At 63.5% G+C, this 25,269-nt stretch carries 19 protein-coding genes; 6 read left to right on the top strand and 13 right to left on the bottom strand.

What is annotated here, in order from left to right; all coding sequences use genetic code 11:
- Positions 1 to 59: 59 nt before the first annotated feature.
- A complete protein-coding gene (locus tag HU770_RS01765) occupies positions 60 to 2,117 on the top strand; it encodes an HET-C-related protein (RefSeq protein ID WP_186662945.1) in 2,058 nt (685 codons plus the stop codon).
- A gap of 71 nt (positions 2,118 to 2,188) precedes the next feature.
- On the opposite strand, the gene HU770_RS01760 is transcribed toward HU770_RS01765, so the two are convergent.
- The gene (locus tag HU770_RS01760) at positions 2,189 to 2,500 is read right to left on the bottom strand and encodes an NGG1p interacting factor 3 protein, NIF3 (RefSeq protein WP_033700996.1); all 312 of its coding nucleotides are present in this window, start codon (positions 2,498 to 2,500) and stop codon (positions 2,189 to 2,191) included.
- Positions 2,501 to 2,503: 3 nt separating this feature from the next.
- Positions 2,504 to 6,403 (bottom strand): phosphoribosylformylglycinamidine synthase, encoded by a 3,900-nt coding sequence (gene purL, locus HU770_RS01755; protein WP_033700999.1) that lies wholly within the window; start codon positions 6,401 to 6,403, stop codon positions 2,504 to 2,506.
- Between the two features lie 255 nt (positions 6,404 to 6,658).
- On the opposite strand from purL, the gene mltF reads away from it, so the two are divergent.
- Positions 6,659 to 8,116, top strand: a complete 1,458-nt coding sequence (gene mltF / locus HU770_RS01750; RefSeq protein WP_186662944.1) for a membrane-bound lytic murein transglycosylase MltF — start codon at positions 6,659 to 6,661, stop codon at positions 8,114 to 8,116.
- A gap of 55 nt (positions 8,117 to 8,171) precedes the next feature.
- On the opposite strand, the gene tadA is transcribed toward mltF, so the two are convergent.
- The 8 genes from tadA to HU770_RS01710 all read right to left on the bottom strand — a co-directional run bounded on the left by tadA (position 8,172) and on the right by HU770_RS01710 (position 16,636).
- Positions 8,172 to 8,651 (bottom strand): tRNA adenosine(34) deaminase TadA, encoded by a 480-nt coding sequence (gene tadA / locus HU770_RS01745; protein ID WP_033701001.1) that lies wholly within the window; start codon positions 8,649 to 8,651, stop codon positions 8,172 to 8,174.
- Positions 8,651 to 10,033, bottom strand: a complete 1,383-nt coding sequence (locus HU770_RS01740; protein WP_033701003.1) for a multicopper oxidase family protein — start codon at positions 10,031 to 10,033, stop codon at positions 8,651 to 8,653. Before HU770_RS01740 ends, tadA begins: the two co-directional genes overlap by 1 nt.
- A 117-nt stretch (positions 10,034 to 10,150) precedes the next feature.
- Positions 10,151 to 11,212, bottom strand: coding sequence for an FAD-binding oxidoreductase (locus tag HU770_RS01735; RefSeq protein ID WP_186662943.1), 1,062 nt, complete (start codon positions 11,210 to 11,212; stop codon positions 10,151 to 10,153).
- A gap of 85 nt (positions 11,213 to 11,297) precedes the next feature.
- Positions 11,298 to 11,885 (bottom strand): TetR/AcrR family transcriptional regulator, encoded by a 588-nt coding sequence (locus HU770_RS01730; RefSeq protein WP_156310618.1) that lies wholly within the window; start codon positions 11,883 to 11,885, stop codon positions 11,298 to 11,300.
- Positions 11,886 to 12,023: 138 nt separating this feature from the next.
- Positions 12,024 to 13,601 (bottom strand): glutamine-hydrolyzing GMP synthase, encoded by a 1,578-nt coding sequence (gene guaA, locus HU770_RS01725; protein ID WP_027595681.1) that lies wholly within the window; start codon positions 13,599 to 13,601, stop codon positions 12,024 to 12,026.
- Positions 13,602 to 13,720: 119 nt separating this feature from the next.
- Entirely contained in the window at positions 13,721 to 15,190 is a 1,470-nt protein-coding gene (gene guaB, locus HU770_RS01720; RefSeq protein ID WP_027595680.1) for an IMP dehydrogenase, read from the bottom strand.
- Between the two features lie 86 nt (positions 15,191 to 15,276).
- Positions 15,277 to 15,834, bottom strand: a complete 558-nt coding sequence (locus HU770_RS01715) for a hypothetical protein (RefSeq protein WP_033701006.1) — start codon at positions 15,832 to 15,834, stop codon at positions 15,277 to 15,279.
- A 46-nt stretch (positions 15,835 to 15,880) separates the two neighbouring features.
- Entirely contained in the window at positions 15,881 to 16,636 is a 756-nt protein-coding gene (locus HU770_RS01710; protein ID WP_186662942.1) for a sulfite exporter TauE/SafE family protein, read from the bottom strand.
- Between the two features lie 97 nt (positions 16,637 to 16,733).
- Here HU770_RS01710 and HU770_RS01705 point away from each other — a divergent pair, with 97 nt between their 5' ends.
- The 4 genes from HU770_RS01705 to leuA all read left to right on the top strand — a co-directional run bounded on the left by HU770_RS01705 (position 16,734) and on the right by leuA (position 21,991).
- Positions 16,734 to 17,615 carry a LysR substrate-binding domain-containing protein gene (locus tag HU770_RS01705; RefSeq protein ID WP_186654245.1) on the top strand — a complete coding sequence of 294 codons (882 nt, stop codon included), beginning with the start codon at positions 16,734 to 16,736 and terminating at the stop codon, positions 17,613 to 17,615.
- 125 nt (positions 17,616 to 17,740) lie between these two features.
- The gene (gene xseA / locus HU770_RS01700) at positions 17,741 to 19,120 is read left to right on the top strand and encodes an exodeoxyribonuclease VII large subunit (protein ID WP_033701011.1); all 1,380 of its coding nucleotides are present in this window, start codon (positions 17,741 to 17,743) and stop codon (positions 19,118 to 19,120) included.
- Positions 19,121 to 19,123: 3 nt separating this feature from the next.
- The gene (locus HU770_RS01695; protein ID WP_186662941.1) at positions 19,124 to 19,951 is read left to right on the top strand and encodes a M23 family metallopeptidase; all 828 of its coding nucleotides are present in this window, start codon (positions 19,124 to 19,126) and stop codon (positions 19,949 to 19,951) included.
- A gap of 366 nt (positions 19,952 to 20,317) precedes the next feature.
- The gene (gene leuA, locus HU770_RS01690; protein ID WP_033701014.1) at positions 20,318 to 21,991 is read left to right on the top strand and encodes a 2-isopropylmalate synthase; all 1,674 of its coding nucleotides are present in this window, start codon (positions 20,318 to 20,320) and stop codon (positions 21,989 to 21,991) included.
- A gap of 252 nt (positions 21,992 to 22,243) precedes the next feature.
- Here leuA and HU770_RS01685 read toward each other — a convergent pair whose 3' ends face one another.
- From HU770_RS01685 to zwf, 3 genes are read right to left on the bottom strand one after another with little or no spacing between them, the layout of a single operon-like run.
- Complete coding sequence (locus HU770_RS01685; RefSeq protein ID WP_033701015.1) at positions 22,244 to 22,918, bottom strand: bifunctional 4-hydroxy-2-oxoglutarate aldolase/2-dehydro-3-deoxy-phosphogluconate aldolase; 675 nt, start codon at positions 22,916 to 22,918, stop codon at positions 22,244 to 22,246.
- Between the two features lie 17 nt (positions 22,919 to 22,935).
- A complete protein-coding gene (pgl, locus tag HU770_RS01680; RefSeq protein ID WP_186657169.1) occupies positions 22,936 to 23,649 on the bottom strand; it encodes a 6-phosphogluconolactonase in 714 nt (237 codons plus the stop codon).
- Entirely contained in the window at positions 23,636 to 25,105 is a 1,470-nt protein-coding gene (zwf, locus tag HU770_RS01675; protein WP_033701019.1) for a glucose-6-phosphate dehydrogenase, read from the bottom strand. The genes pgl and zwf overlap by 14 nt, the downstream gene beginning before the upstream one ends.
- Between the last annotated feature and the right edge of the window lie 164 nt (positions 25,106 to 25,269).

The raw sequence follows: 25,269 nt of genomic DNA, 5'->3' as shown, positions 1-25,269 counted from the left end.
CTGCTCGCCTGAATAACAGCGATGCACCATGGCCATTTCCGACAGCAACGAGAATGGCCATGAGCACAAACGACACCCACTTCACGCCGAGCTTCCAGAGCACTTACGCGCTGGAGCAATTGAAAAGATTTGCCCGCGCTTCGAATGAGTTGCTGTTCTACCAGGTACTGTTACCGGTATTCGACGCGAACATCCCCGTTGCACGCCTGGAAGCATTGAGGGCTGCGCTGGCCGACGACACCGTGACCAACCCAGCGTTTAACATGGTCGACCAGGGCGAGTCGGTGGCGGTCTACGACTACCAGCGCCGGGTGATCGATGTGGACACGGGGGCGATCGAAAAAGCCCTCGCGCAACCGGAAACAACACCCACCCTGCTGATCGCGCTGATCGAAGCATTCGCCTTGCACATCGATAATCTGCTGCGCAATGACCTGGCCGATAGCACTCAAGCTGACACCGCTGCCGTGCTGCTGGAGGCGCCCGAAGGGTTGGCGACTCACTACGCCGCCATGCTGACGTACTTCGACCAGATCCCCGGCGACGGCGTGAGTTTTGCCCATTACACCAGCGCCGCCTACGACGGCCCGATCCAGTTGACCTTGCCGGCCCTTGAAGCAGCACCCGACGAACCGGAAAGGGGCACCCGACACAAGCGCTTCGCTGCCGAAATAGAAGACCATGGCGACGCAACGCATGCGCACGAGACCATCGAAAAGGTGGCCCTGACCCGCGTGGGCTTTACTGCTGAGCAGTGCCAGGCAATCTACTTTGGCAACTGGCTGCGTGATCATTCACAACTGATCGACCCCAAGATCGTCCGCGCGCCGGGTGCAGAAGCGAAATTCCCGGCCATGTTCACCCGACAGACACTGACCAAGCTGGTGGATTTTCTCGCGTTGAAAAAATTCCACGCCTTGCAGAACACCCCGCAAGGCCGCGAGGCCTATACCGTCACGCCTGCCTTGCTTGGGGTGTACCGGCCCTCGGAGCACATCGACAACCCCATTAACCTCGACGAAGCGCCGATCGACCCTCGCACCATTGACCCCGAGTTCGAAGCACTGGTGCGGCGCGATAATCCGCTCAATGTGCCGCACCCCAAGTATTCGGTAATGATGTATTTCAAGACTTCACTGCGCTATATGAGCAAAAAGCTCGACGCTGCAAAAGCCGAAGGGAAGACAGCCACCGGCATGCGCAACCTCGGCGAAGCACTGCATGTGCTCGAAGACTTGTTCGCCCACTCCAACTACGTCGAACTGTGCTTGCGCAAGATTGGCCATGCCGATGTTGCCGCGTGGTCCACCGACCTTATCGGGGCAAAACACCCGTGCCCGGTGGTAACCGGCCGGTTCAGCGGCTTGGACGTCATCGGCAGTGTGGCCGAGCCGTTGGCCAGGATCCTCTTCCCGACCAATTCCCTTGCCTTCAGGCCGATCGAGGCGGGGGAGCGCAGCGACAATGAACAAGCGTTGTCGATCTTGCTTGAGGGTAGCGATTATCCCGAGATGAAAGAGGCCTATGAATTGACCCTGCGCCAACGTGACATCGCCGCGCGCAACCCGCTGTTGCGCCTAGTACAAGGTGTCCGGTGGGCCCGGGACCTGCCACTGAATTCGGTCAACTTTGCAAAGAATTGGCTCATGCAGAAGCTGGCGACATGGGCAGGCGACAGCATCGGCCCCCTGCAGACCGCCTTCAACAGCGACCCGAATACCGACAGTGAGGCCATCGTTTCGCACTCGCAGCTGGCCAAGGACCACGCTACCCACCCCCTTCACGAGCTGGCAGCGTTGCTGGCGCAAGATGCCGTCGAGCGGGTAGCAAGAGCGATGAAAGAGGCATGGGAGGGTAATGCCCAGCGCCAACCCGCCTATCTGGCCAGCAGCTACTTCAGCCACCCGGGTGACAATACCTGGTACGAGAAAATGGCCAGAGACTGGGCCGCCGCCAACCCCGAAAAAATCGAAGAAGCCTGTAACCCTACCCGCCTGATACAGCGTCGCCAGCAAGAAATGCAAGCGTCACTCGAACGCTTGAAAAAGCTCGGTAACGACGACAACTATTCCCTGCAGCATTACTACGAAACGCTCAGGATTGCGTTCCCCATCTAACGCAATCCCAATGAAAAGGCCCGGCAGTTGCCTGCCGGGCCTTTTCATTGCACATCCTGCCACGTGACTGCTCAGAAGGCAGCCAATGGCCAGACTTCGTAGGCAGGCGTCTGATAAGGGTGACTTTGCTTGAGCGCGGCGACGACCTGGGTAATCAGGTCATCGGCCACCACCAGCTCCACCTTCCACTCCTCCACCACCTCGACCTGCCCGGCTTGCCCGAGAAATGGCTGGCTGCCATCCAACGGGCGAAACTGGCCTTGGCCCAGGGTTTGCCAGGCACAGTGGTCATAGTCGCCGATGCGTCCGCCGCCAGCGGCAAACACAGCGGCCTTGACCACCTCGACGTGGCTGGCCGGGACGAAGAAGGCGAGCTTGTACACGCCTTAGTTCACCCACACCCGCGCGTTGCGGAACATACGCATCAGCGCGGCATCTTCCTGCCACTCATCCGGGCGCCAGGAGTTCTGCACGGCGCGGAACATACGCTCCGGGTGCGGCATCATGATGGTCACACGGCCGTCGCGGCTGGTCAGGCCGGTGATACCACGCGGCGAACCGTTCGGGTTGGCCGGGTAGGTTTCGGTGACCTTGCCGTGGTTGTCGACGTAGCGCAGGGCCACGCAACCGGACACGTCGGCTTCCAGCAATGCTGCTTCGTTGGCGAACTCGGCGTGGCCTTCGCCGTGGGCGATGGCGATCGGCATGCGCGAACCGGCCATGCCCTGCAGGAAGATCGAGTTGGACTTCTGCACCTCGACCATGGCCACACGGGCTTCGAACTGCTCCGAGCGGTTACGCACGAAGTGCGGCCAGAACTCGGTGCCAGGGATCAGCTCGTGCAGGTTGGACATCATCTGGCAACCGTTGCACACGCCCAGGGCGAAGCTGTCGGTACGCTCGAAGAAGGCCTGGAAGGCATCGCGGGCACGGGCGTTGAACAGCGCCGACTTGGCCCAGCCTTCACCGGCACCCAGCACGTCGCCGTACGAGAAACCACCGCAGGCAACCAGGCCCTTGAAGGCTTCGAAGTCGACACGGCCAGCCAGGATGTCGCTCATGTGCACGTCGATGGCGGCGAAGCCGGCGCGGTCGAAGGCGGCAGCCATCTCGACCTGGCCGTTGACGCCCTGCTCACGCAGGATCGCCACTTGCGGGCGCACGCCTTTCTTGATGTACGGCGCTGCGATGTCATCGTTGACGTCAAAGCCCAGCTTGACCGACAGGCCCGGGTTGTCTTCTTCGAGCAGCGCGTCGAATTCCTGGTCGGCGCATTCGGCGTTGTCACGCAGGCGCTGAACCTGGTAGCTGGTCTCGGCCCACTGGCGTTGCAGCAGGCGACGGTCACCCTTGAACAGCGCCTCGCCGTTCAGACGCACGACGACTTCGCTGTTGTTGATCGGCTGGCCGATCACCGCAACGCAGTCTTCACCCAGGCCAGCGGCGCTGAACTGAGCCAGTACGTCTGGCGTGGCATCCTGGCGAACCTGGATTACCGCACCCAGCTCTTCGTTGAAGAGGATGGCGGCGGCTTTTTCCGGCTTGCTGGTCAGCGTGTCCAGCTCCAGGTCGAGGCCGCAATGGCCGGCGAAGGCCATTTCCAGCACGGTGGTCATCAGGCCACCGTCGGAACGGTCGTGGTAAGCCAACAGGTGGCCGTCGGCGTTGAGGCCCTGGATCACGGCGAAGAAGGCCTTGAGGTCTTCGGCATCGTCGACGTCCGGTGCGGCACTGGCCAACTTGCCGTGGGTCTGCGCCAGGATCGAGGCGCCCATGCGGTTCTGGCCGCGGCCCAGGTCGATCAGGACCAGGTCGGTTTCGCCCTTGTCCATGCGCAGTTGCGGGGTCAGGGTTTTACGGATGTCGGTGACCGGGGCGAAGCCAGTGATGATCAGCGACATCGGCGAGGTCACGCTCTTCTCGACACCGTCTTCGCTCCACTTGGTCTTCATCGACATCGAGTCTTTACCGACCGGGATGGTGATACCCAGCTCAGGGCAAAGCTCCATGCCTACGGCCTTGACCGTGTCGTACAGACGGGCATCTTCACCGGGGTGGCCGGCGGCGGACATCCAGTTGGCCGACAGTTTGATGTCGGACAGTTTTTCGATCTGCGAGGCCGCCAGGTTGGTCAGGGTTTCGCCGATGGCCATGCGGCCGGACGCCGGGGCGTCGAGCAGGGCCAGCGGGGTGCGCTCACCCATGGCCATGGCTTCACCGGTGTAGACGTCGAAGCTGGTCGCGGTAACGGCGCAGTCGGCCACCGGCACCTGCCATGGGCCGACCATCTGGTCACGGGCCACCAGGCCAGTGATGGTGCGGTCGCCGATGGTGATCAGGAAGCTCTTGCTGGCCACCGCAGGGTGGTGCAGCACGCGCTCGACGGAATCGGCCAGCGACAGTGTGCTTGGGTCGAACTCATCGCCAAGCTCGGCTTCGCGGGTGACCGAACGGTGCATGCGCGGCGGTTTGCCCAGCAACACGTCCAGCGGCATGTCTACCGGGGTGTTGGCGAAGTGGCTGTCGGTCACGGTCAGGTGCGGCTCTTCAGTCGCCTCGCCGACCACGGCGAACGGGCAACGCTCGCGCTCACAGATGGCCTGGAAGCGGTCGAAGTCGACGGCGCTGACGGCCAGCACGTAACGCTCCTGCGATTCGTTGCTCCAGATTTCGTGCGGGGCCATGCCCGGCTCGTCGTTGGGCACGTTGCGCAGTTCGAAGCGGCCACCACGGCCACCGTCGTTGACCAGCTCAGGGAAGGCGTTGGAAATACCCCCCGCGCCGACGTCGTGGATGAAGGCGATCGGGTTCTTGTCACCCAGCTGCCAGCAGCGGTCGATGACCTCTTGGCAACGGCGCTCCATTTCCGGGTTTTCGCGCTGTACCGAGGCGAAGTCCAGGTCGGCGGAGCTGGCGCCGGTGGCGACCGACGAAGCTGCACCGCCACCCAGACCGATCAGCATGGCCGGGCCGCCGAGCACGATCAGCTTGGCGCCGACGGTGATCTCGGCCTTCTGCACGTGCTCTTCACGGATGTTGCCCATGCCGCCGGCAAGCATGATCGGCTTGTGGTAGCCGCGCACTTCTTCGCCGTGGGGGGTGTTGATCGCCTGCTCGAAGGTACGGAAGTAACCGGTCAGGGCCGGGCGACCGAATTCGTTGTTGAACGCAGCGCCACCCAGTGGGCCTTCGACCATGATGTCGAGGGCGTCGACGATGCGCTCAGGCTTGCCGTACGCCTGCTCCCATGGCTGCTCGAAGCCCGGGATGCGCAGGTTGGACACGGTGAAGCCGGTCAGGCCAGCCTTGGGCTTGGCGCCACGGCCGGTGGCGCCTTCGTCGCGGATTTCGCCGCCGGAGCCGGTGGAGGCACCGGAGAACGGCGCGATGGCGGTCGGGTGGTTGTGCGTCTCGACCTTCATCAGGATGTGCACCGGCTCCTGCACCGCGCCGTACTGGCGGGTTTCAGGGTTCGGGAAGAAACGGCCGGCAACGTTGCCGACGATCACCGAGGCGTTGTCCTTGTACGCAGACAGCACGCCTTCGCTGTGCATCTGGTAGGTGTTCTTGATCATGCCAAACAGGCTTTTTTCCTGCGCCTGGCCGTCGATGTCCCAACTGGCGTTGAAGATCTTGTGGCGGCAGTGCTCGGAGTTGGCCTGGGCGAACATCATCAGTTCGATGTCGTTCGGGTTGCGCTTGAGCCCCTGGAAGGCGTTGACCAGGTAGTCGATCTCGTCTTCGGCCAGGGCCAGGCCCAAGTCGACGTTGGCCTTGGCCAGCGCATCGCGGCCACCGGCGAGGATATCGACCGAGGTCATCGGCTTGGGCTGGGCGTGGCTGAACAGGTCGGAAGCCTGCTCCAGCTGGGCCAGCACGCGCTGGGTCATGCGGTCGTGCAGCTCGGCGGCGACGGCCTGTGCGTCGGCCTCGCTCAGGTTACCGGCTACGTAGTAGGCGATGCCGCGCTCGAGGCGCTGGATCGACTGCAGGCCGCAGTTGTGGGCGATGTCGCTGGCCTTGCTGGCCCAGGGCGAAATGGTGCCCAGGCGCGGCACGACCAGGAACAGGCGGCCGGTCGGCTCCTGTACCGGCACGCTCGGGCCGTACTTGAGCAGACGGCCCAGCACCTGCTGCTGGTCGGCGGTCAGCTCGCCATCGACATCGGCGAAGTGGGCGAATTCGGCATACAAACCAGTAACAGCGGGGACTTTCTGGCTCAGTTGCTCGAGTAATTTACCGTGGCGAAAGGCAGAAAGGGCAGGAGCGCCGCGCAGGATCAACATCGTCGGGACAGCCTCAGGAAGGGGTGTGCTTAGAGGCCGTGCATTCTAGCCTAATTCCGCGGCTTTCGGCACCCGCCAGAGGGCAATGCTGCCGGGCGGCGGAACCGGACTTCGGGGTCAAAAAAAATCACGTGTTTGCTGAGGGTTTGGCGCCACAATCCTCAGCCAAGCCCGCCGAAGCACACAACGCGCTACCAGACAAGCTAACCGTTGTCGAGATATGGCGGCCCTCGTCCTTTGCGTATACTGCAAGCTATGTTCGCCCATACTGCTCTGCGCCAGCGTTGCGCCAAATGGCTTCTCGCAACCGGACTCTTTCTGATGCTCGGTGCCTGTGTTGAAAAACCCAGCACCCTAGAGCGCGTGAAGGAGGATGGCGTGCTGCGCGTCATCACCCGCAACAGCCCGGCCACCTATTTCCAGGACCGAAACGGCGAAACCGGCTTCGAATACGAGCTGGTCAAGCATTTCGCCGACGATCTCGGCGTAAAGTTGCAGATCGAGACCGCCGACAACCTTGATCAAGTGTTCGACGAACTGGGCAAGCCCTCCGGCCCGGTGCTGGCCGCCGCCGGCCTGGTCAGCAGCGAGCGGCGCAAGACCCAGGCAAAATTCTCTCATCCCTACCTGGAAGTCACTCCACAGGTCATCTATCGCAACGGCCGCTCCCGCCCCACAGAGGCCAAGGGCCTGGTCGGCAAGAAGATCATGGTGCTCAAAGGCAGCAGCCATGCCGACCAGCTGGCCGAGCTGAAAAAACAGTACCCAGGCCTGGAATACGAAGAATCCGACGCCGTCGAGGTGGTCGACCTGCTGCGCATGGTCGATGAAGGCCAGATCGACCTGACCCTGGTCGACTCCAACGAACTGGCGATGAACCAGGTGTATTTCCCCAACGAACGGGTCGCCTTCGACCTGGGCGATACCCGCGATCAGCGCTGGGCCGTGGCGGCCGGTGAAGACAACAGCCTGCTCAACGAGGTCAACGAGTTCCTCGACAAGGCCCAGAAGAACGGCACCCTGCAGCGCCTCAAAGACCGCTACTACGGCCATGTGGATGTACTCGGCTATGTCGGCGCCTACACCTTCGCCCAGCACCTGCAGCAGCGCCTGCCCAAGTACGAGAAGCACTTCAAGAGCTACGCCAAGGTCGAGCAGGTCGACTGGCGCCTGCTGGCGGCCATCGGCTACCAGGAATCCATGTGGCAGCCGGAAGTCACGTCCAAGACCGGCGTGCGCGGCCTGATGATGCTCACCCAGCGCACGGCGCAGGCCATGGGCGTATCCAACCGCCTGGACCCGAGGCAGAGCATCCAGGGCGGTGCCAAGTACTTCATGCTGATCAAGCAGCAGCTCGACGACAGCATTCAGGAACCCGACCGCACCTGGTTCGCGCTGGCCGCCTACAACGTCGGCAGCGGCCACCTGGAAGACGCCCGCACCCTGGCCAAGCGTGAGAAGCTCAACCCGAACAAGTGGCTGGATGTGAAGAAGATGCTGCCGCGTCTGGCGCAGAAGCAGTGGTACAGCAAGACCAAGTACGGTTATGCCCGTGGCGGCGAGCCGGTGCACTTCGTGGCCAACATCCGCCGCTACTACGACATCCTCACCTGGGTGACCCAGCCGCAGCTCGAGGGCCAGATGGCCGAAGGCAACTTGCATGTGCCCGGGGTCAACAAGGATAAGCCGGCAGAGCAGTCGCCGCCGATGTGACCGTTGCCGGCCTGGCCACTGTCGATCGCCTGCCCCGCGAAGAGGCCCGCACTGACTAGCGCAAGGCCCGCCGAGCCTTGAAAAACTCGCTCAAGATCGCCCCGCACTCCTCGGCCAGCACCCCACCCTCTACCATCACCCGATGATTGAGGAAGCCCTGGCCAAAGAACTGCCCCTGGCTCTGCACGATCCCCGCCTTGGGCTCCAGCGCCCCGTACACCACCCGCGCTACCCGCGAATGCACGATCAACCCCGCGCACATGCTGCAGGGCTCCAAGGTCACATACAGCGTGCTGCCCGGCAGCCGATAATTGCTCGCTGACTTGGCGGCTGCCCGAATGGCGACCATTTCGGCATGGGCGCTGGGGTCACTGTCGACGATCGGCCGGTTGAAGCCCTGCCCGATCACCTGGCCATGCTGCACCAGCACCGCCCCCACCGGCACCTCCCCCATCGCCGCCCCTTCGGCGGCCAGTGTCAGGGCCAGGCGCATGAATTCCTGATCGCGGCTGCGATCGATGATTTGCGGGCGCATCAGACCACCGTGATCGCGGCCATCAGGCCGGTTTCCATGTGGTCGATGACGTGGCAGTGGAACATCCAGGTGCCTGGGTTATCCGCCACCAGCGCGACCTGGGCGCGCTCGTTCTTGCCCAGCAGGTAGGTATCGGTGAACCACGGTTCGACGATCTCACGGCGGTTGGAAGCGATCACCTTGAAGCTCATGCCGTGCAGGTGGATCGGGTGCTGGTACTGGGTCATGTTCTTCAGCTCGAAGATGTAGCTCTTGCCCTTCTGCAGCGTCGCGATGGGCCGGTCGGCGCAGGTCTTGTCGGTGATGTCCCAGGCCTGGCCGTTGATCTGCCACAGGCTCGGCGGCCTGCCGTTCTCGGTGTTGACCGAGACCTTGCCGACCCATTCAAAATTGAAGTTGAGCTTTTCGGCATTCTCCAGGTCCGGCTCGGCCACCGGGTTCGGCGGCAAGGCTGGCGGCCAGTCGCTGGGGGCGTCGTTGCTGGCCACCGAACGCAAGGTGCCCAGGCGCACGAAACCGTCGCGCAGGGAGATTTCCTCACCCGCCTCAGGAATGCGAATCGCCAGGCAGATACGCATGCCTGGCCCCAGCCAGTAATCGTCGTCCAGTGGCCGCGGGGTGACCGGGTTGCCGTCGAGCGCGTAGATCCTGGCCTCGCAGTTGCCCTTGAGGTTCAGGCGGTAGGTCCAGGTGTTGTCCAGGTTGAGCAGGCGCAAGCGCACCACTTGGCCGGCGGGCAACTCGGTCACCGAATCGGGCTGGCCGTTGATGGTGATCAGCCGCCCGGCAGTGCCGTTGCGCGCGGCCTCGCGGGGGATGCTGAACGGCAGCCAGGCGCCTTGCTCGTCCACGTGCCAGTTTTTCAGGCTCAGGGTGCGCTCGTGCAGAAACCCGGTAGGCTCGCGCTCCTCGACGATCAGCGGCCCGACCAGCCCGCGGCCAAGCTCTTCGGAGCTGCTGACGTGCGGGTGGTACCAGTAGCTGCCGGCATCCGGCACACGGAACTTGTAGTCGAAGTACTCGCCAGGCTTGACCGGCAGTTGCGACACATAGGGCACGCCGTCCATTTCCAGCGGCAGGCGGATGCCGTGCCAGTGGATGGTGGTTTCGACCGGCAGGTGGTTGATGAAACGCACCCGCAGCCAGGTCCCCTGGCGCACCCGCAATTCGGTGCCCGGCGCCGACGGGCCAAAGGCCCAGGCCTCGGTCTTGAAGCCCGGCACCAGCTCCACTTCCAGGGGCGCGGCGATCAGTTCGTAGTCGTGCCCGGCATTCTCGTCCTCGACCTTGCCCAGCCAGTACCGCGCCGCGCCTCCGGCGCCCAGGCCTACCACAACCAGGCCGGTGAGGCCCTTGAGCATTTGTCGACGGGTGAAGGACATTGGTGCGGGTACCTCGTTTATTGCGCAAGCCAGCTGCCAGCAGGGCTGGCAATGAAGGGCGAATACGATACACCTGCATTTGCGAAATATTAAGTGAAGTCTTGTCGCAGCGGGTGTTCAGCAGGCATATGCATCGCCATGGACCTGCCCCTTGAGAATGTCTTCACAAGCCTCGTAGCCCAGTGCTGGCGCCAGTATCACGCCCGGGTGAGCGACCATGACGTACAGCCCTTCGCACCCGTCAAGGAACGTACGCAGTGGCAGGCCGCTGTCGGTCTTGGGCCGGTACACCGCCCGTATCGTTTGCAGCGACAGTTCGCACTCCGGCGGAAACAGGCTGGCAACCGCCTGCAGGCTTTCGCGACCCAGTTTGGCCATACCCTCTTCACCAGGGAAATCGGCTGCCGACAGCAAACCGCCGCCCAGCCCTGGCCGTACTTCCAGCCCCTGCCCATACAGCAGATGGCGCAGCGGCACCTGCGCGGCACCGAAGCGCAGCAACACCGCAGGTGCTTCATGGATAGGCAGTTCCTGCCCCAGTTGACGGGCCAGGCGCTGAGCCCCCATGGCATTGGCCAGCACGATGACATCCGCATGCACGATGCCCAGACCGGTACGTACACCGGTAATGCGCGCACCCTGCACTTCCAGCGCCAGTACCTCGCGCGCCTCAAGTACCCGAGCGCCTTCAGCCTGCGCTGCCGCCAACAAGCGCTGGGCCAGCACATCAGGTTCGACCGCGAAATCGTCCGGAGCCCAGATAGCCATGGCGGGTGGCTGCACCAGGCCAGGCTCGAGCTCGCGGATGCGCTCACGCCCCACTGCGGCCATCGAAACCCCGGCCGCCTGCTGCTCGGCGAGCATGGCAAGGGTCTGCTCCTCGCTGTCGAGCCATATCAAGCCACCTTGCGCCGCCACCGGCAGTGGGCCGAGTGCCTGCGTCAGACGGGGGAACTGTGCCAGCGCACGCTGTTCCAGGGCAAAGCATGCCGGGTCTGCAGACGGCAGGCGGCTGCCCGTGCCCACCCAACCATAGGAGTGCCCGGTGACACCCCGCGCAACGCCCCGCTCGCGCTCGAGCACAGTGACCGCAGCACCACGCCGCGCCAGGTGCCAGGCGACGGACGCGCCGAGGATACCGCCGCCCACTACCACTACATGAGGAATGTTGCCTGCCATTGCGATTGTCCTTGCGCAAAGCCGAAGAAGCGCAGTGTGCGCAATTACAGCCTGAGCGTCTGTGAACAATCGTACCCAGAGCCGCTCAGGGCCTGGCCAGCAACCCGCGCAGCAACAGCTCAAGTGCGACAAGGCTTTGCGTCAGGCGTGCGTCGCCCTCCTCGCCTTGGGCAATCCAGCACGCGGCTTCGGCCAGGCCGCCATAAATCAGTGAGGCCAGCGCCCGCGGCTCGGCCGGAGCCAGCACGCCTTGCTCGATCAGGTTCTGAACCAGCCGTTGCATCGTTGCCAGGCAGTGCAGATGCGATTCCTGCGAGGCGCCCCCCAGCACTGCCCGGGCATCACGCAGCACAATGCGCTGGATATCGGGTTCCAGTGCCATTTCGAGGTAGGCACGGCAACGCTGTCGCAAGCCCTCCCAGGCATCGCCGGCATTCTCGGAGATGCTGTTCAGTCGCGCGTCGACCTCACCATCGATCTGCTCCACCACTGCCGCCAACAGGCCCTTCTTGTCGCCGAAGTGGTGATAGAGCGCCCCCCGCGTCAGGCCCGCCCTGGCGGTCAGCTCATCCATCGAGGTACCCGCATAGCCATGCTCGCTGAACACCTGGCGCGCAGTGGACAACAACGTGGCGCGGGTTTCTTCCATTTCGGCGCGCGTGCGACGGACCATCACTCTCTCCTTTACATACAAACTGCATGTATTTTCGCCAACGCGCCAGGCGCTGACAACCTGCCCGTCAATAACGAAAAAGCCCGCAGCAATGCGGGCTTTTTGGCTAACAGGTTCCGGCCACAGCCAGACGCCCGATCACTCCCACTCGATGGTGGCAGGCGGCTTGCTCGATACGTCGTAAGTGACGCGCGAAATGCCTTCGATTTCGTTGATGATACGGCCGCTGACGGTTTCCAGCAGTTCGTACGGCAGGTGTGCCCAACGCGCGGTCATGAAGTCCACGGTTTCGACGGCACGCAGGGCCACGACCCAGGCGTAGCGACGGCCGTCACCCACGACACCCACCGACTTGACCGGCTGGAACACCACGAAGGCCTGGCTGGTCTTGTGGTACCAGTCGGCCTTGCGCAGTTCTTCGATGAAGATGTGGTCGGCGCGACGCAGGATGTCGGCGTATTCCTTCTTCACTTCACCCAGGATGCGCACGCCCAGGCCCGGGCCCGGGAACGGGTGGCGGTAGACCATGTCGTACGGCAGGCCCAGCTCCAGGCCGATCTTGCGCACTTCGTCCTTGAACAGTTCGCGCAACGGCTCGACCAGCTTGAGGTTCATTTCCTCAGGCAGGCCACCGACGTTGTGGTGTGACTTGATCACGTGGGCCTTGCCGCTTTTGGCGCCAGCCGACTCGATCACGTCCGGGTAGATGGTGCCCTGGGCCAGGAACTGGATGTTGTCCAGTTTGCTGGCTTCGGCATCGAAGATGTCGATGAAGGTGCGGCCGATGATCTTGCGCTTCTTCTCCGGGTCCGCTTCGCCTTCCAGGTTGCCCAGGAACTGCGCCTCGGCGTCGGCACGGATCACCTTGACGCCCATGTTCTCCTTGAACATGGCCATCACCTGGTCGCCTTCGTGCAGGCGCAGCAGGCCGTTGTCGACGAATACGCAGGTCAGCTGGTCGCCGATGGCGCGGTGCAGCAGCGCGGCAACCACGGAAGAGTCGACGCCGCCAGACAGGCCCAGCAGGACGTTGGCCGAACCGACTTGCTCACGCACCTGGGCGATGGCGTCTTCGACGATGTTGGACGGGGTCCACAGGGCTTCGCAACCACAGATGTCCTGGACGAAGCGCGAGAGGATGCGACCACCTTGCTTGGTGTGGGTCACTTCCGGGTGGAACTGCACGCCGTAGTAGCCGCGCGCGTCGTCGAACATGCCGGCGATCGGGCAGCTCGGGGTGCTGGCCAGCACGTGGAAGTCGCCTGGCATCTGGGTGACCTTGTCACCGTGGCTCATCCAGACGTCCAGGCCCAGTACGCCGTCAGCGTCCACGTGGTCTTCGATGCCGTCGAGCAGACGGCTCTTGCCGACCACGTCAACGCGGGCGTAACCGAATTCGCGCAGGTCCGACCCGGTAACCTTGCCGCCCAGTTGCTCGGCCATGGTCTGCATGCCGTAGCAGATGCCCAGCAGCGGTACGTTCAGGTCGAACACGGCCTGCGGCGCGCGCGGGCTGTTGGCTTCGTGTACCGATTCGGGGCCGCCGGCGAGGATGATGCCACGCGGGTTGAATTCGCGGATCGCTTCATCGTCCATGTCGAACGGATGCAGTTCGCAGTACACGCCGATTTCGCGCACACGGCGGGCGATCAGCTGGGTGTACTGGGAACCGAAATCGAGGATCAGGATGCGGTGAGCGTGAATGTCGAGGGCCATGACTCAATCTCTGGTGCAACTGCAAGCGTCTAGCTGCGAGCTGCAAGTTGATCGGGGAAAACGCGGTAGCTGCTGCAACGCAACTACCGCTTGAAGCTTGCTACTTACCGCTGGAGGCCTCAGCCGACCCGGTAGTTAGGGGCTTCTTTGGTGATCTGCACGTCATGCACGTGGGACTCGGCCATGCCGGCACCGGTGATGCGCACGAACTCCGGCTTGGTACGCATCTCTTCGATGGTCGCGCTGCCGGTATAGCCCATGGACGAACGCAGGCCGCCCATCAGCTGGTGGATGATCGCAGCCAGGGCGCCCTTGTACGGCACTCGGCCTTCGATACCTTCCGGTACCAGCTTCTCGGCACCGGCCGAGGAGTCCTGGAAGTAACGGTCGGAAGAGCCCTGCGCCTGTGCCATGGCACCCAGCGAGCCCATGCCGCGGTAAGCCTTGTAGGAACGGCCCTGGAACAGTTCGACTTCACCCGGGGCCTCTTCGGTACCGGCGAACATCGAACCCATCATCACGCAGGAAGCACCGGCAACGATGGCCTTGGACAGGTCACCGGAGAAGCGGATGCCACCGTCGGCGATCAGCGGCACGCCAGTGCCTTCCAGTGCGGCAGCGACGTTGGCGATGGCGCTGATCTGCGGTACGCCGACACCGGCGACGATGCGGGTGGTGCAGATCGAACCTGGGCCGATGCCGACCTTGACGGCGTCAGCGCCAGCTTCAGCCAGGGCCTTGGCCGCGGCACCGGTGGCGATGTTGCCGCCGATCACCTGAACCTGCGGGTAGGTTTCCTTGACCCAACGCACGCGGTCGATCACGCCTTTGGAGTGACCGTGGGCAGTGTCGACCACCACCACGTCAACGCCGGCGGCAACCAGGGCGGCTACGCGCTCGCCGGTGTCCTTGCCGGTACCGACCGCGGCGCCGACGCGCAGGCGACCTTGGTCGTCCTTGCTGGCCAGCGGGTAGGCCTTGGCTTTTTCGATGTCCTTGACGGTCATCATGCCCTTGAGGCTGAACTTGTCGTCGACGATCAGGACTTTTTCAAGGCGGTGCTTGTGCAGCAGCTCGCGGACTTCGTTCTTGTTGGCGCCTTCGCGCACGGTGACCAGACGCTCTTTCGGCGTCATCACATCGCGGACCTTGGCATCCAGACGGGTTTCGAAGCGCACGTCACGGGAAGTGACGATGCCGACCAGGTCGCCGTTTTCCAGCACCGGAACACCCGAAATGTTGTTCAGGCGGGTCAGGTCGAACAGGTCGCGCACGGTGGCGTCTGCTTCGATGGTGATCGGGTCCTTGACCACGCCAGCCTCGAACTTCTTGACCTTGCGGACTTCGCCGGCCTGCTGTTCGATGGTCATGTTCTTGTGGATGATGCCGATGCCGCCTTCCTGAGCCATGGCAATGGCCAGACGCGCTTCGGTCACGGTATCCATGGCAGCGGAAACCAGCGGAATGTTCAGCTCGATGCCACGAGTCAAACGGGTCTTGAGACTGACTTCATTGGGCAGTACCTCAGAATAGCCAGGTACAAGGAGGATATCGTCGAAGGTCAGGGCTTCTTGGCTGATACGCAGCATCGCGGGGGCTCCCGGGCGGGAAAAATGGAAGCGCGCCATTATACTCATGCACGGCGCGCCGCTCAATGCAAAATAAGGGCCTTCGGTCAGCCTTGTGGCAGTTTTACCTGCACCACGGCCACTGGCTGGTCCAGCCAGTCGGCGAAGCTGTCGAGAAAGGCCTGGGTGAACCCGGCCTCGCCCCAGTTGTTGAAGATGAACCCCAGGTTGGAAAAGGCACATGGCTGCAGGTAAAGAAAGCCGTTGATGTCGTCTTCGAAGCCGCACAGCGGGCAGGTGAAGTTGTCACTGACCCCTGGCATCCACTCTTCCAGGCTCTCGAACAGCGGCTCGCCGACCTCGCGCCGGCACTCCGGGCAGCCGGCTTCTTCGAGAAAACCGTTGGTCGGGGTATAGATGCAGCGCTTGAGCATGATCTCCAGGCCGTTGGCTTGTTCGCCGAACGGCAGTTTGTCCGGGTGTAGGGCCACCTTGCGCGCACCGTCGGCCAGGGCATGGCCCATGCGGTTGCCGGTGCGACCGCAGGTGGTGAGTTGTTCCTCGATGACTTTCTCGCGCACCAGCCAGCGCACGATCGCCCGGGCGCGGGCCTCGTGAGCCGGGACGGTGGAAAGCTTGGGGACGATGATGCTCTGGGTGTTCATTAAAGAGGCAAGCCTGCGAACTGCGGTAATGCAGCAATTCTACCGCTCACAGGCTCAGGTAGCGACCGATCATGGCCAGGCCGCTGGCCAGCACCAGCCAGGTGACCAGGCGCACAAAAGCCTCGCGGGACAGCTTCAGGGTCAGCCGGCGCCCGGCCCACAGGCCGACGAACATCACCGGCAACAGGCAGGCAGCGAGCAACAGCAGGCTGCTGTCGGCGTAGACTCCGGCGATCAGAAACAGCGACAGGCGCACCACGGTACTGCAACTGATCAACGCGCTCTGGGTAGCGCGCACCTGCTCTTTGGCCTCCAGGCGCGCGCTCAGATAGAGGGCATAGAGAAACCCGCCACTGCCGAACAACGCACCGAACAAGCCCCCCACCGTGCCCATGGGCACCGCCCAGAAGCCTGAAAGGTTCGCCGGGCGCACCCTCACCGCCAAGCCATAGACCGCATAGACGCTGACGAACAACCCCATCAGCAACAGCAACACGTCAGCCTTGAGCCGCAGCAGAAACACCACGCCCAGGGTGCAGCCTATCGCCATGAAGGGCAGTAGACGCAGCAGTTCGCCACGCACCACATCACGGCGCGACGGCAGCAGGTTGCCAAAGGCCGCCACGAAGTCCAGCAGCACCAACAGCGGGATGATGCGCGACAGCGGCATGAAGTGGATCAGCACCGGGCCGGCCACCAGCGCGGTGCCGAAACCGGCAATGCCGAAGACGATGTAGGCCAGGCCGACACCGAGCAGGATGGGCAGCCAATCGAGGCCGGAAAATGGCAATTGGGTGAGCATGGCGTGTGTTCCTGGAAGGTCATGCAAAGGTTAGCCAGCCATGAGCCATGCCGACTAATATGCCTTTTCGCCATTACCTATCTCAAAAAGGCATGACATGACGTCGATCCGCCAGTTGCGTTACTTCGTGGAGATCGCTGAAAGCGGTAGCTTCAGCGTTGCCGCCGAGCGGCTGTATATCGCCCAATCGGCGCTGAGCCGGCAGATCAAGGAGCTGGAGCAGCACCTGGGAACGCCGTTGTTCGAACGTACCGCCCGGCGGCCACGGCTGACGCTTGCCGGGGACGCCTTTTTGCAGCGTGCCCGCCGCTTGCTGGCCGACCTGACGCACGCTGAGCGCATCACCCGTGACGTGGGGGATGGCTTGCAAGGCAGCTTGCGCCTGAACCATTCCAGTACCGTGCCGCTGACCGGGCCGCTGCTGGCTCGCCTGGGCTGTTACTTGCAGGGCCACCCAGGGATCTCGCTGGAAATCGCGCAGCAGTCGTCGGAGGCGCAGCTGGAGGATATTGCCGCTGGGCGGCTGGATATCGGCCTGCTGCGGCTGCCGGTGCTGCGCCAGCATGAGGGGGTGGTGCTGCATGAGCTGTTCAGCGAGCCGTTGTTGCTGGCCGTTGCGGCGGGGCACCCTTTGGCTGAAGAGGCAGTCGTGCGACTGGAGCAGTTGCGTGGGGAGCGGTTCATTTCCATCCCGCACCGTGATCGTGGCGGGTTGAGCTACCTGTCGGCGTCGTTGTGCATGGAGGCTGGGTTCTTTCCGCAGGCAGCCCAGGTGATTTCACGCAAGACCACGCAATTACAGCTGATTCAGGCGGGATTCGGGGTGGCGCTATTGCCTGAATGCATGCGTGATATTGCGCCGGCATCGGTCAGGTTCGTGGGGTTGGGGGAACCTTGTGAGAGCACCGTGGCATTGGCCTGCAGGCGCGATGCGGGGGTGATGGTGCGGCAGTTTCTGGCGGCGATGTTGGGGGGGTGATGGGGCCCGTAGTGCATGACGGTGGTTATTCTGCGCCCTGCACTGGCAGCCCCACGTCCGCCAATCCTCTCACCTCCCAGCCCCGACACAGACAACCGCCCCCGATGTCCTTTATGATGCCCGCCATGATCAGAGACCCCTTCGAACGACTCGGCCTGGACCGCGAGGTCCTCACCGTCAGCCAGCTCAACGGCCGCGCCCGGGTGCTGCTGGAAGACGTGTTCCGCAGCGTCTGGGTGGAAGGCGAGATTTCCAACCTCGCCCGCCCGGCCTCCGGCCACATGTACTTCACCCTCAAGGACAGCGGCGCCCAGGTGCGCTGCGCGCTGTTCCGCCAGAACGCCACGCGGGTCCGCCAGGCCCTGCGTGACGGCCTGGCGGTGCGGGTGCGCGGCAAAGTCTCGCTGTTCGAAGGGCGTGGCGATTACCAACTGATCCTCGACACCGTCGAAGCGGCCGGTGACGGTGCGCTGCGCCTGGCGTTCGAAGCACTGAAAGAGAAACTCGGCGCCGAGGGCCTGTTCAGCGCCGAACGCAAGAAACCGCTGCCGGCGCATCCGCAACGCATCGGCATCATCACCTCGCCCACGGGCGCGGTGATCCGCGACATCATCAGCGTATTCGGCCGCCGCGCCCCGCAAGTCGAACTGAACCTGATACCCACCGCTGTGCAGGGCCGCGAATCCATCGCCCAGATCGTGCGCGCCGTGCAACTGGCCGACAGCCTTGGTTTCGATGCGCTGATCCTGGCACGCGGCGGCGGCTCGCTGGAAGACCTGTGGAGCTTCAACGAAGAAGCCGTGGCCCGCGCCGTGGCCGCCTGTGTCACGCCTATCGTCAGTGCCGTCGGCCATGAGACCGACGTGTCGATCTGCGATTTCGTCGCCGACGTCCGCGCGCCCACCCCGTCCGCCGCCGCCGAACTGCTGGCCCCCGACAACAGTGGCTTGCAGCACCGCCTCGACAGCCTGCAACGGCGCCTGCTGCTGCGCATGCAGAACCGCCTGAGCCACGACCGCCTGCGCGTGGAGTCGCTGGCCCGGCGCCTGCGCCACCCAGGCGAGCGTCTGCGCCAGCAGGCTCAGCGCCTGGACGATCTGGACATGCGCCTGCGTCGCGCTTTCCTCGGCAACCTCAACCAGCGCCGCGAGCGCCTGGGGCGCCTTGATACCCGCCTGGCCGCGCAGCACCCGGGGCGCACCCTGAAGCTGCTGAACCAGCGCCTGGACAGCCTTGCCGAACGCCTGCCCCGGGCCATGCGCGAGGTGCTCAAGGACCGTCGCCAGCGCTTCCAGGCCCAACTGCAGACGCTGCAAGTGGTCAGCCCGCTGGCCACCCTCGCCCGCGGCTACAGCATCCTGCTCGATGAGCGCGGCCAGGCCATCCGCAGCGCCGAGCAGACCCACAACGGCCAGCGCCTGACCGCTCGCCTGAATGAAGGCGAACTGCAGGTGCGGGTCGAAGACAACCACCTGACGCCCGTTACCCTCTCACTACTGGACTGAACCATGCCCCGCCTGTTCGCGCCCCTGCTCGCCCTTTCCCTGCTGTTGCTGGCCTGCGGCGCTCAGGCCAGCTACATCACCCGTACCTTGAACAAGCCGGTGCCCGGCGGCGTGGCCGTGGTCGACCTGGGGCCTGCCAGCACGGCGCCGAATGCACGCTTTGACGGCAAGCCGGTGCTGGTGGTCAAGGAACAGGACAACTGGCTGGCGATCGTCGGTATTCCGCTGACCCAGAAGCCCGGCACCGCCGTGCTGAGCCAGGGCGGCCGCAGCCTGCCCTTCACGGTCGGGAGCAAGAAGTACCCCGAGCAGCGCATCACCCTGAAGAACACGCGGCAGGTCAACCCGAACCCGGCGGACCTCAAGCGCATCGAGGGCGAACTGGCCGAACAGATCAAGGCCTACCGCAGCTTCAGCCCGGCCCTGCCGAGCAACCTGATTCTCGACAAGCCGGTCAACGGCCCACTGTCGAGCAAGTTCGGCGTGCGCCGCTTCTTCAATGGCGAAGAGCGCAACCCGCATGCCGGCCTGGACTTCGCCGTGTCCGCCGGTACGCCCATCAAGACCCCGGCCAATGGCAAAGTGATCTTGGTGGGTGATTATTTCTTCAACGGCCGTACCGTGTTCGTCGACCATGGCCAGGGCTTCATCAGCATGTTCTGCCACATGTCGAAAATCGATGTGGCCGTGGGGCAGGCGCTGCGCCGCGGTGAGGTGGTTGGCCGGGTTGGCTCGACCGGGCGGGCTACCGGGCCGCACATGCACTGGAATGTCAGCCTGAATGATGCGCGGGTGGACCCGGCCATCTTCATTGGTGCATTCCAGCCCTGATAGGGCGGGCTTCTTCGCGGGGTTACCCGCGAGAAGCCGGCACTGACACCCCACTTCCCGTGTCTTGCGCCATCAAAACCTACAGCGCAAAAACCCGAAAGCCTCGCAGCAATAAGCGCTACAAAATCTCGCCATCCAGCTTTTTTTAAGCATTCCTCTCAATTTTTCGCGAACACTTGCCATCCCTCACCCCGCTGGCTTAGGGTTGAAGCATGAAAACCTCCAGCACCCTCATTCTGCTCCGACAACATCGCAGCCTCTGCCTGGTCAGCGCACGACTACCAGGTTGAATCGCGTCGCCTCGCCTCTTCATCTCGTTATTGCTCGGCAGGCCCGATCTCGGCCGCATACAAAAGGATTGCTTCCATGACCATGCTCAAAGACCCTTCGAAGAAATACCGCGCCTTCCCGACCATCGACCTGCCTGATCGCACCTGGCCATCGAAAACCATCACCGCAGCGCCGATCTGGTGCAGCTCCGACCTGCGTGATGGCAACCAGTCGCTGATCGAGCCGATGGATGCGGAGAAGAAGCTGCGTTTCTGGAAGACCTTGGTGCAGGTTGGCGTGAAGGAGATCGAAGCCTCGTTCCCGTCCGCTTCGCAGACCGACTTCGACTTCGTGCGCACCCTGATCGAAGATGGCCACATCCCGGACGACACCACCATCCAGGTGCTGACCCAGGCCCGTGAAGACCTGATCGCCCGTACCTTCGAATCGCTGCGTGGGGCCAAGAAGGCCATCGTCCACCTGTACAACGCGACCAGCCCGTCGTTCCGCCGCATCGTCTTCAACCAAGACAAGCAAGGCGTGAAGGACATCGCCGTGAACGCGGCCAAACTGTTCGTCAAGTACGCTGCCCAGCAGCCGGACACCCAGTGGACTTTCCAGTACTCGCCCGAAACCTTCAGCGCCACCGAGCTGGAGTTCGCCAAGGAAGTCTGCGACGCGGTCATTGAAGTGTGGAACCCAACGCCTGAGCACAAGCTCATCCTCAACCTGCCAGCCACCGTGGAAGTCGCCACGCCGAACATCTACGCCGACCAGATCGAGTGGTTCTGCCGCAACATCAGCCGCCGTGACAGCGTGATCATCAGCCTGCACTGCCACAACGACCGTGGCACCGGCATCGCCGCCACCGAGCTGGGCCTGATGGCCGGCGCCGACCGCGCCGAAGGCTGCCTGTTCGGCAACGGCGAGCGTACCGGCAACGTCGACCTGGTGACCTTGGCACTGAACCTCTATACCCAAGGCATCGACCCACAACTGGACTTCTCCGACATCGACGGCGTGCGCAAGGTCGTCGAAGAGTGCAACCAGTTGCCGGTGCACCCGCGTCATCCGTATGTCGGCGACCTGGTTCACACTGCGTTCTCCGGCTCGCACCAGGACGCCATCCGCAAAGGCTTCGCCAAGCAACAGGAAGGCGAACTGTGGGAAGTGCCGTACCTGCCGATCGACCCGGCCGACATCGGCCGCAGCTACGAGGCGGTGATCCGCGTCAACAGCCAGTCGGGCAAAGGCGGCATCACCTACCTGCTGGAACAGGAATACGGCATCAGCCTGCCACGCCGCATGCAGATCGAGTTCAGCCAGGTGGTCCAGGGTGAAACCGACCGCCTGGGCCTGGAAATGACTGCCAAGCAGATCTACAGCCTGCTGCAGAAAGAGTACCTCCAGGCCAACGCCCCGTATGCACTGGTCAGCCACCGCCTGCAGGAAGAAAACGGCCACAGCGCCGTGGAAGTGGAAGTCGCTGGTGAAGGCGAAACCACCCTGCACTGGCGCGGCAAGGGCAATGGCGCCCTGGAAGCCCTGGTCGCCGGCCTGCCGATTGCCGTGGAGATCATGGACTACAACGAGCACGCCATCGGTGCCGGTACCAACGCCAAGGCGGCGGCCTACATCGAGCTGCGCGTGGCCGGTGGCCGCCCGGTGCATGGTGTGGGCATCGACGAGAACATCACCACCGCCAGCTTCAAGGCGCTGTTCAGTGCGCTGAACCGCTCGCTGAGCCAGCAAGAGGCCAAGGCGGCGTAAGCTGCGGTTTGATGGCCAAGAGCCCGCATCCTTGATGCGGGCTTTTTTATTGCCCGAACTGGCCCTTTCGCGGGGCAAGCCCGCTCCCACAGAACCTGTGGCACTGGGAATTACCTGTTGGGCTGTGAATTATCTGTGGGAGCGGGCTTGCCCCGCGAAGAGGCCAGCACCGGCAACACCAAACCTGCAGGCAAAAAAAAGGGGCGCCGACCAAGCGCCCCATAAGCCGTAAAGCACACAACAAATTCAGTTTCAGTCCAGCAGCGCAATCGCCTCGGCACTGCACGCTTCGATCCGCGCCCAGTCGCCATTCTTGATCCAGCTGCTGTCGAGCATCCAGGTACCCCCCACACACATCACATTGGGCAACGCCATGTAGTTGCGCACATTGGCCGGGTTCACCCCGCCAGTCGGGCAGAAGCGGATGTCGCCGAACGGGCCGCCAAACGCCTTGATCGCTGCTACGCCACCGCTGATTTCCGCCGGGAACAACTTGAACCGACGGTAACCCAGGGCGTAGCCCATCATGATTTCGGACGGCGTACTGATACCCGGCAGCAGCGGGATGTCGCTGTCGACACCCGCCTGGAGAATGTCCTGGGTGATGCCTGGGGTGACCACGAACTGCGCACCAGCCGCTTCGACCGCCGCGAACATGCTGCGGTCAAGTACCGTACCCGCACCAATGCACAGCTCTGGCCGCTGTTCGCGCAGCACCTGGATGGCCTTCAGGCCGTGCTGGGAGCGCAGGGTCACCTCAAGGGTACGAATGCCACCTGCGGCCAGCGCGTCGGCCAGCGGCAGGATGTCTTGCTCACGGGCGATGGTGATCACCGGCAGGATGCGCGCCTTGTCGCAGATCGCGTCGATCCGGGCGGCTTTGTCGGCCATCGAGAGCAGAGTCTGTGGGCGTTCAAGGGTGGTCATGACTGTGGATCCTTGGCTCATGGGCACCAGTAGATGTCCAGGGGGTCGTGGAGAAAAGCGCGTATCGGCATTTCGGTAAGGTCATTGCCCGCCAGCGCGGCGCGCAGGGTAGCGAGTTTGTTCGGGCCTTGCACGGCCAGCGCGATGAAGCCAGCGCTGGCCAGCAACGTGCGGGTCATCGACAGGCGCTGGTGCGGCACACTGGGTGCCAGCATCGGCAGGCAGCGGCGCGGGCTGCTGGCGGCCAGGCCGTCGTCCAGGTTGGGGCTGTTGGGGAACAGCGAGGCGGTATGGCCATCGTCGCCCATGCCCAGCACCAGCACGTCGATGGCCGGCAGGTCTGCCAGTGCCTGATCGGCGTTGGCCGCCGCGAGCTCCAGGTTCTCGGCCTGCTGGTACAGGCCAATGAAGCGGGCCTTGGCCGCCGCGCCCTTGAGCAGGTGACGGGCCAGCAGGCCGGCGTTGCTGTCGGCATGTTCCACCGGCACCCAGCGCTCATCCGCCAGGCTCACGGTCACTTTCGACCAGTCCAGCGCCTCAGCGGCCAAGCGCTCGAGAAACGGCACCGGGCTGCGCCCGCCGGACAACACCACGCAAGCCTGGCCTTTGGCGGCAATCGCCGCCCGCAACCGCTCGGCCACATCGCGGGCCAGCGTTGCCGCCAGGGTCTTGCCATCAGCCAGTTCATGCGCCTTCACCGCCGCCGGCAATTGCAGTTCAGATATCGCCATACCACGCCCTCCCGTCTCGTGTGATCAGTGCGATCGAGCTCATCGGCCCCCAGGACCCCGCCGCGTACGGCTTGGGCGCATCACCTGCGCTTTGCCAGCCAGCGATCAACTGGTCGCACCATTTCCAGGCATATTCGATTTCATCCTTGCGCACGAACAGGTTCTGGTTGCCGCGCATCACCTCGAGCAACAGGCGTTCGTAGGCATCCGGAATCCGCGCGCTGCGCCAGGCGTCGGAAAAATTCAGCTGCAGCGGGCCACTGCGCAGTTGCATGCCCTTGTCCAGGCCTTGCTCCTTGGTCATCACCCGTAAAGAAATGCCTTCGTCAGGTTGCAGACGGATGATCAGCTTGTTACCGACCTGCAAACGTTGTTCCGGGGCGAAGATGTAGTGCGGCGTTTCCTTGAAGTGGATGACGATCTGCGACAGCTTCTGCGGCATGCGCTTGCCGGTACGCAGGTAGAACGGCACGCCCGACCAGCGCCAGTTGCGGATATCGGCACGCAGGGCAACGAAGGTCTCGGTGTCACTCTGGGCGTTGGCGTTGTCTTCTTCCAGGTAGCCGGGCACCGGCTTGCCGTCGCTGTAGCCGGCGATGTACTGGCCGCGCACCACACGGGTGCTCAAGCCATCGCCAGTGATCGGCGCCAGGGCCTTGAGTACCTTGACCTTCTCGTCACGAATACTGTCGGCCGAAAGCTCGCTCGGCGGGTCCATGGCAATCAGACACAGCAGCTGCAGCAAGTGGTTCTGGATCATGTCGCGCAGCTGGCCGGCCTTGTCGAAATAGCCCCAGCGGCCTTCGATGCCGACTTTTTCGGCCACGGTGATCTCCACATGGGAGATGGAATTCTGGTTCCACTGGGTTTCGAACAGGCTGTTGGCAAAGCGCAGCGCAATCAGGTTCTGCACCGTCTCCTTGCCCAGGTAGTGGTCGATGCGATAGACCCGGCTCTCGGGGAAGAACCGCGCCACGGCATCGTTGACCCGGCGCGACGACTCCAGGTCATGTCCGATCGGCTTTTCCAGCACCACGCGGGTGCGCGCTGCCAGGCCGGCCCTGTCGAGATTTTCGCAGATGGCGCCATAGACTGCAGCCGCCGTGGCGAAGTAGGCGATCAAGGGCAACTCGCCTGGCAACTGCTCGGCCAGCGCCTGGTAGCCCTCAGGCTGGAGGAAGTCCAGATGCTGGTAGCTCAGCCGGCCCAGGAAGCGCCCCAGCGCGGCTGGCTCGATGTCGGCATCGGCGACGTGCCGACGCAGGTGCGCTTCGATGGTGTGCAGGTGCTCCTGCGCGCTGCCGCTCTCGCGTGCCAGCGCCAGCAGGCGGGTGTCCGGGTGCAGCAGGTTGGCACGGTCGAGCTGATAGAGCGCTGGAAACAGCTTGCGCAATGCCAGGTCGCCCAGGGCGCCAAACAGGGCAAAGGTGCAAGGTTCGACACTGATCGCAGCCATGATGTTGGTTCTTTCCTAAAGTTGGTCTAGGAATACCGCTTTCACATACGGTTTTCAAGGGGTAATGTAGTAAAACTAACAACATTACCGACGAATACTACAGACAAGTGGTGCAGCACACGCACCGACAGTACGATAGACGACCGTGCAAAAGGCCCGCTGCT

Origin of the sequence: Pseudomonas sp. SWRI68 (assembly GCF_014269165.1) — a bacterium.
GTDB classification, from domain to species: Bacteria; Pseudomonadota; Gammaproteobacteria; order Pseudomonadales; family Pseudomonadaceae; genus Aquipseudomonas; species Aquipseudomonas capeferrum.
Note: the sequence above shows the minus strand (reverse complement) of the source record. Positions and strands in the feature narration are given on the sequence as shown.

What these genes read in the sequence shown, in the direction of transcription:
- HU770_RS01765 (WP_186662945.1), top strand. Translation starts at nt 60, where the DNA reads ATGAGCACAAACGACACCCACTTCACGCCGAGCTTCCAGAGCACTTAC.
- purL (WP_033700999.1), bottom strand. Translation starts at nt 6,403, where the DNA reads ATGTTGATCCTGCGCGGCGCTCCTGCCCTTTCTGCCTTTCGCCACGGT.
- mltF (WP_186662944.1), top strand. Translation starts at nt 6,659, where the DNA reads ATGTTCGCCCATACTGCTCTGCGCCAGCGTTGCGCCAAATGGCTTCTC.
- tadA (WP_033701001.1), bottom strand. Translation starts at nt 8,651, where the DNA reads ATGCGCCCGCAAATCATCGATCGCAGCCGCGATCAGGAATTCATGCGC.
- HU770_RS01740 (WP_033701003.1), bottom strand. Translation starts at nt 10,033, where the DNA reads ATGTCCTTCACCCGTCGACAAATGCTCAAGGGCCTCACCGGCCTGGTT.
- HU770_RS01735 (WP_186662943.1), bottom strand. Translation starts at nt 11,212, where the DNA reads ATGGCAGGCAACATTCCTCATGTAGTGGTAGTGGGCGGCGGTATCCTC.
- HU770_RS01730 (WP_156310618.1), bottom strand. Translation starts at nt 11,885, where the DNA reads ATGGTCCGTCGCACGCGCGCCGAAATGGAAGAAACCCGCGCCACGTTG.
- guaA (WP_027595681.1), bottom strand. Translation starts at nt 13,601, where the DNA reads ATGGCCCTCGACATTCACGCTCACCGCATCCTGATCCTCGATTTCGGT.
- guaB (WP_027595680.1), bottom strand. Translation starts at nt 15,190, where the DNA reads ATGCTGCGTATCAGCCAAGAAGCCCTGACCTTCGACGATATCCTCCTT.
- HU770_RS01715 (WP_033701006.1), bottom strand. Translation starts at nt 15,834, where the DNA reads ATGAACACCCAGAGCATCATCGTCCCCAAGCTTTCCACCGTCCCGGCT.
- HU770_RS01710 (WP_186662942.1), bottom strand. Translation starts at nt 16,636, where the DNA reads ATGCTCACCCAATTGCCATTTTCCGGCCTCGATTGGCTGCCCATCCTG.
- HU770_RS01705 (WP_186654245.1), top strand. Translation starts at nt 16,734, where the DNA reads ATGACGTCGATCCGCCAGTTGCGTTACTTCGTGGAGATCGCTGAAAGC.
- xseA (WP_033701011.1), top strand. Translation starts at nt 17,741, where the DNA reads ATGATCAGAGACCCCTTCGAACGACTCGGCCTGGACCGCGAGGTCCTC.
- HU770_RS01695 (WP_186662941.1), top strand. Translation starts at nt 19,124, where the DNA reads ATGCCCCGCCTGTTCGCGCCCCTGCTCGCCCTTTCCCTGCTGTTGCTG.
- leuA (WP_033701014.1), top strand. Translation starts at nt 20,318, where the DNA reads ATGACCATGCTCAAAGACCCTTCGAAGAAATACCGCGCCTTCCCGACC.
- HU770_RS01685 (WP_033701015.1), bottom strand. Translation starts at nt 22,918, where the DNA reads ATGACCACCCTTGAACGCCCACAGACTCTGCTCTCGATGGCCGACAAA.
- pgl (WP_186657169.1), bottom strand. Translation starts at nt 23,649, where the DNA reads ATGGCGATATCTGAACTGCAATTGCCGGCGGCGGTGAAGGCGCATGAA.
- zwf (WP_033701019.1), bottom strand. Translation starts at nt 25,105, where the DNA reads ATGGCTGCGATCAGTGTCGAACCTTGCACCTTTGCCCTGTTTGGCGCC.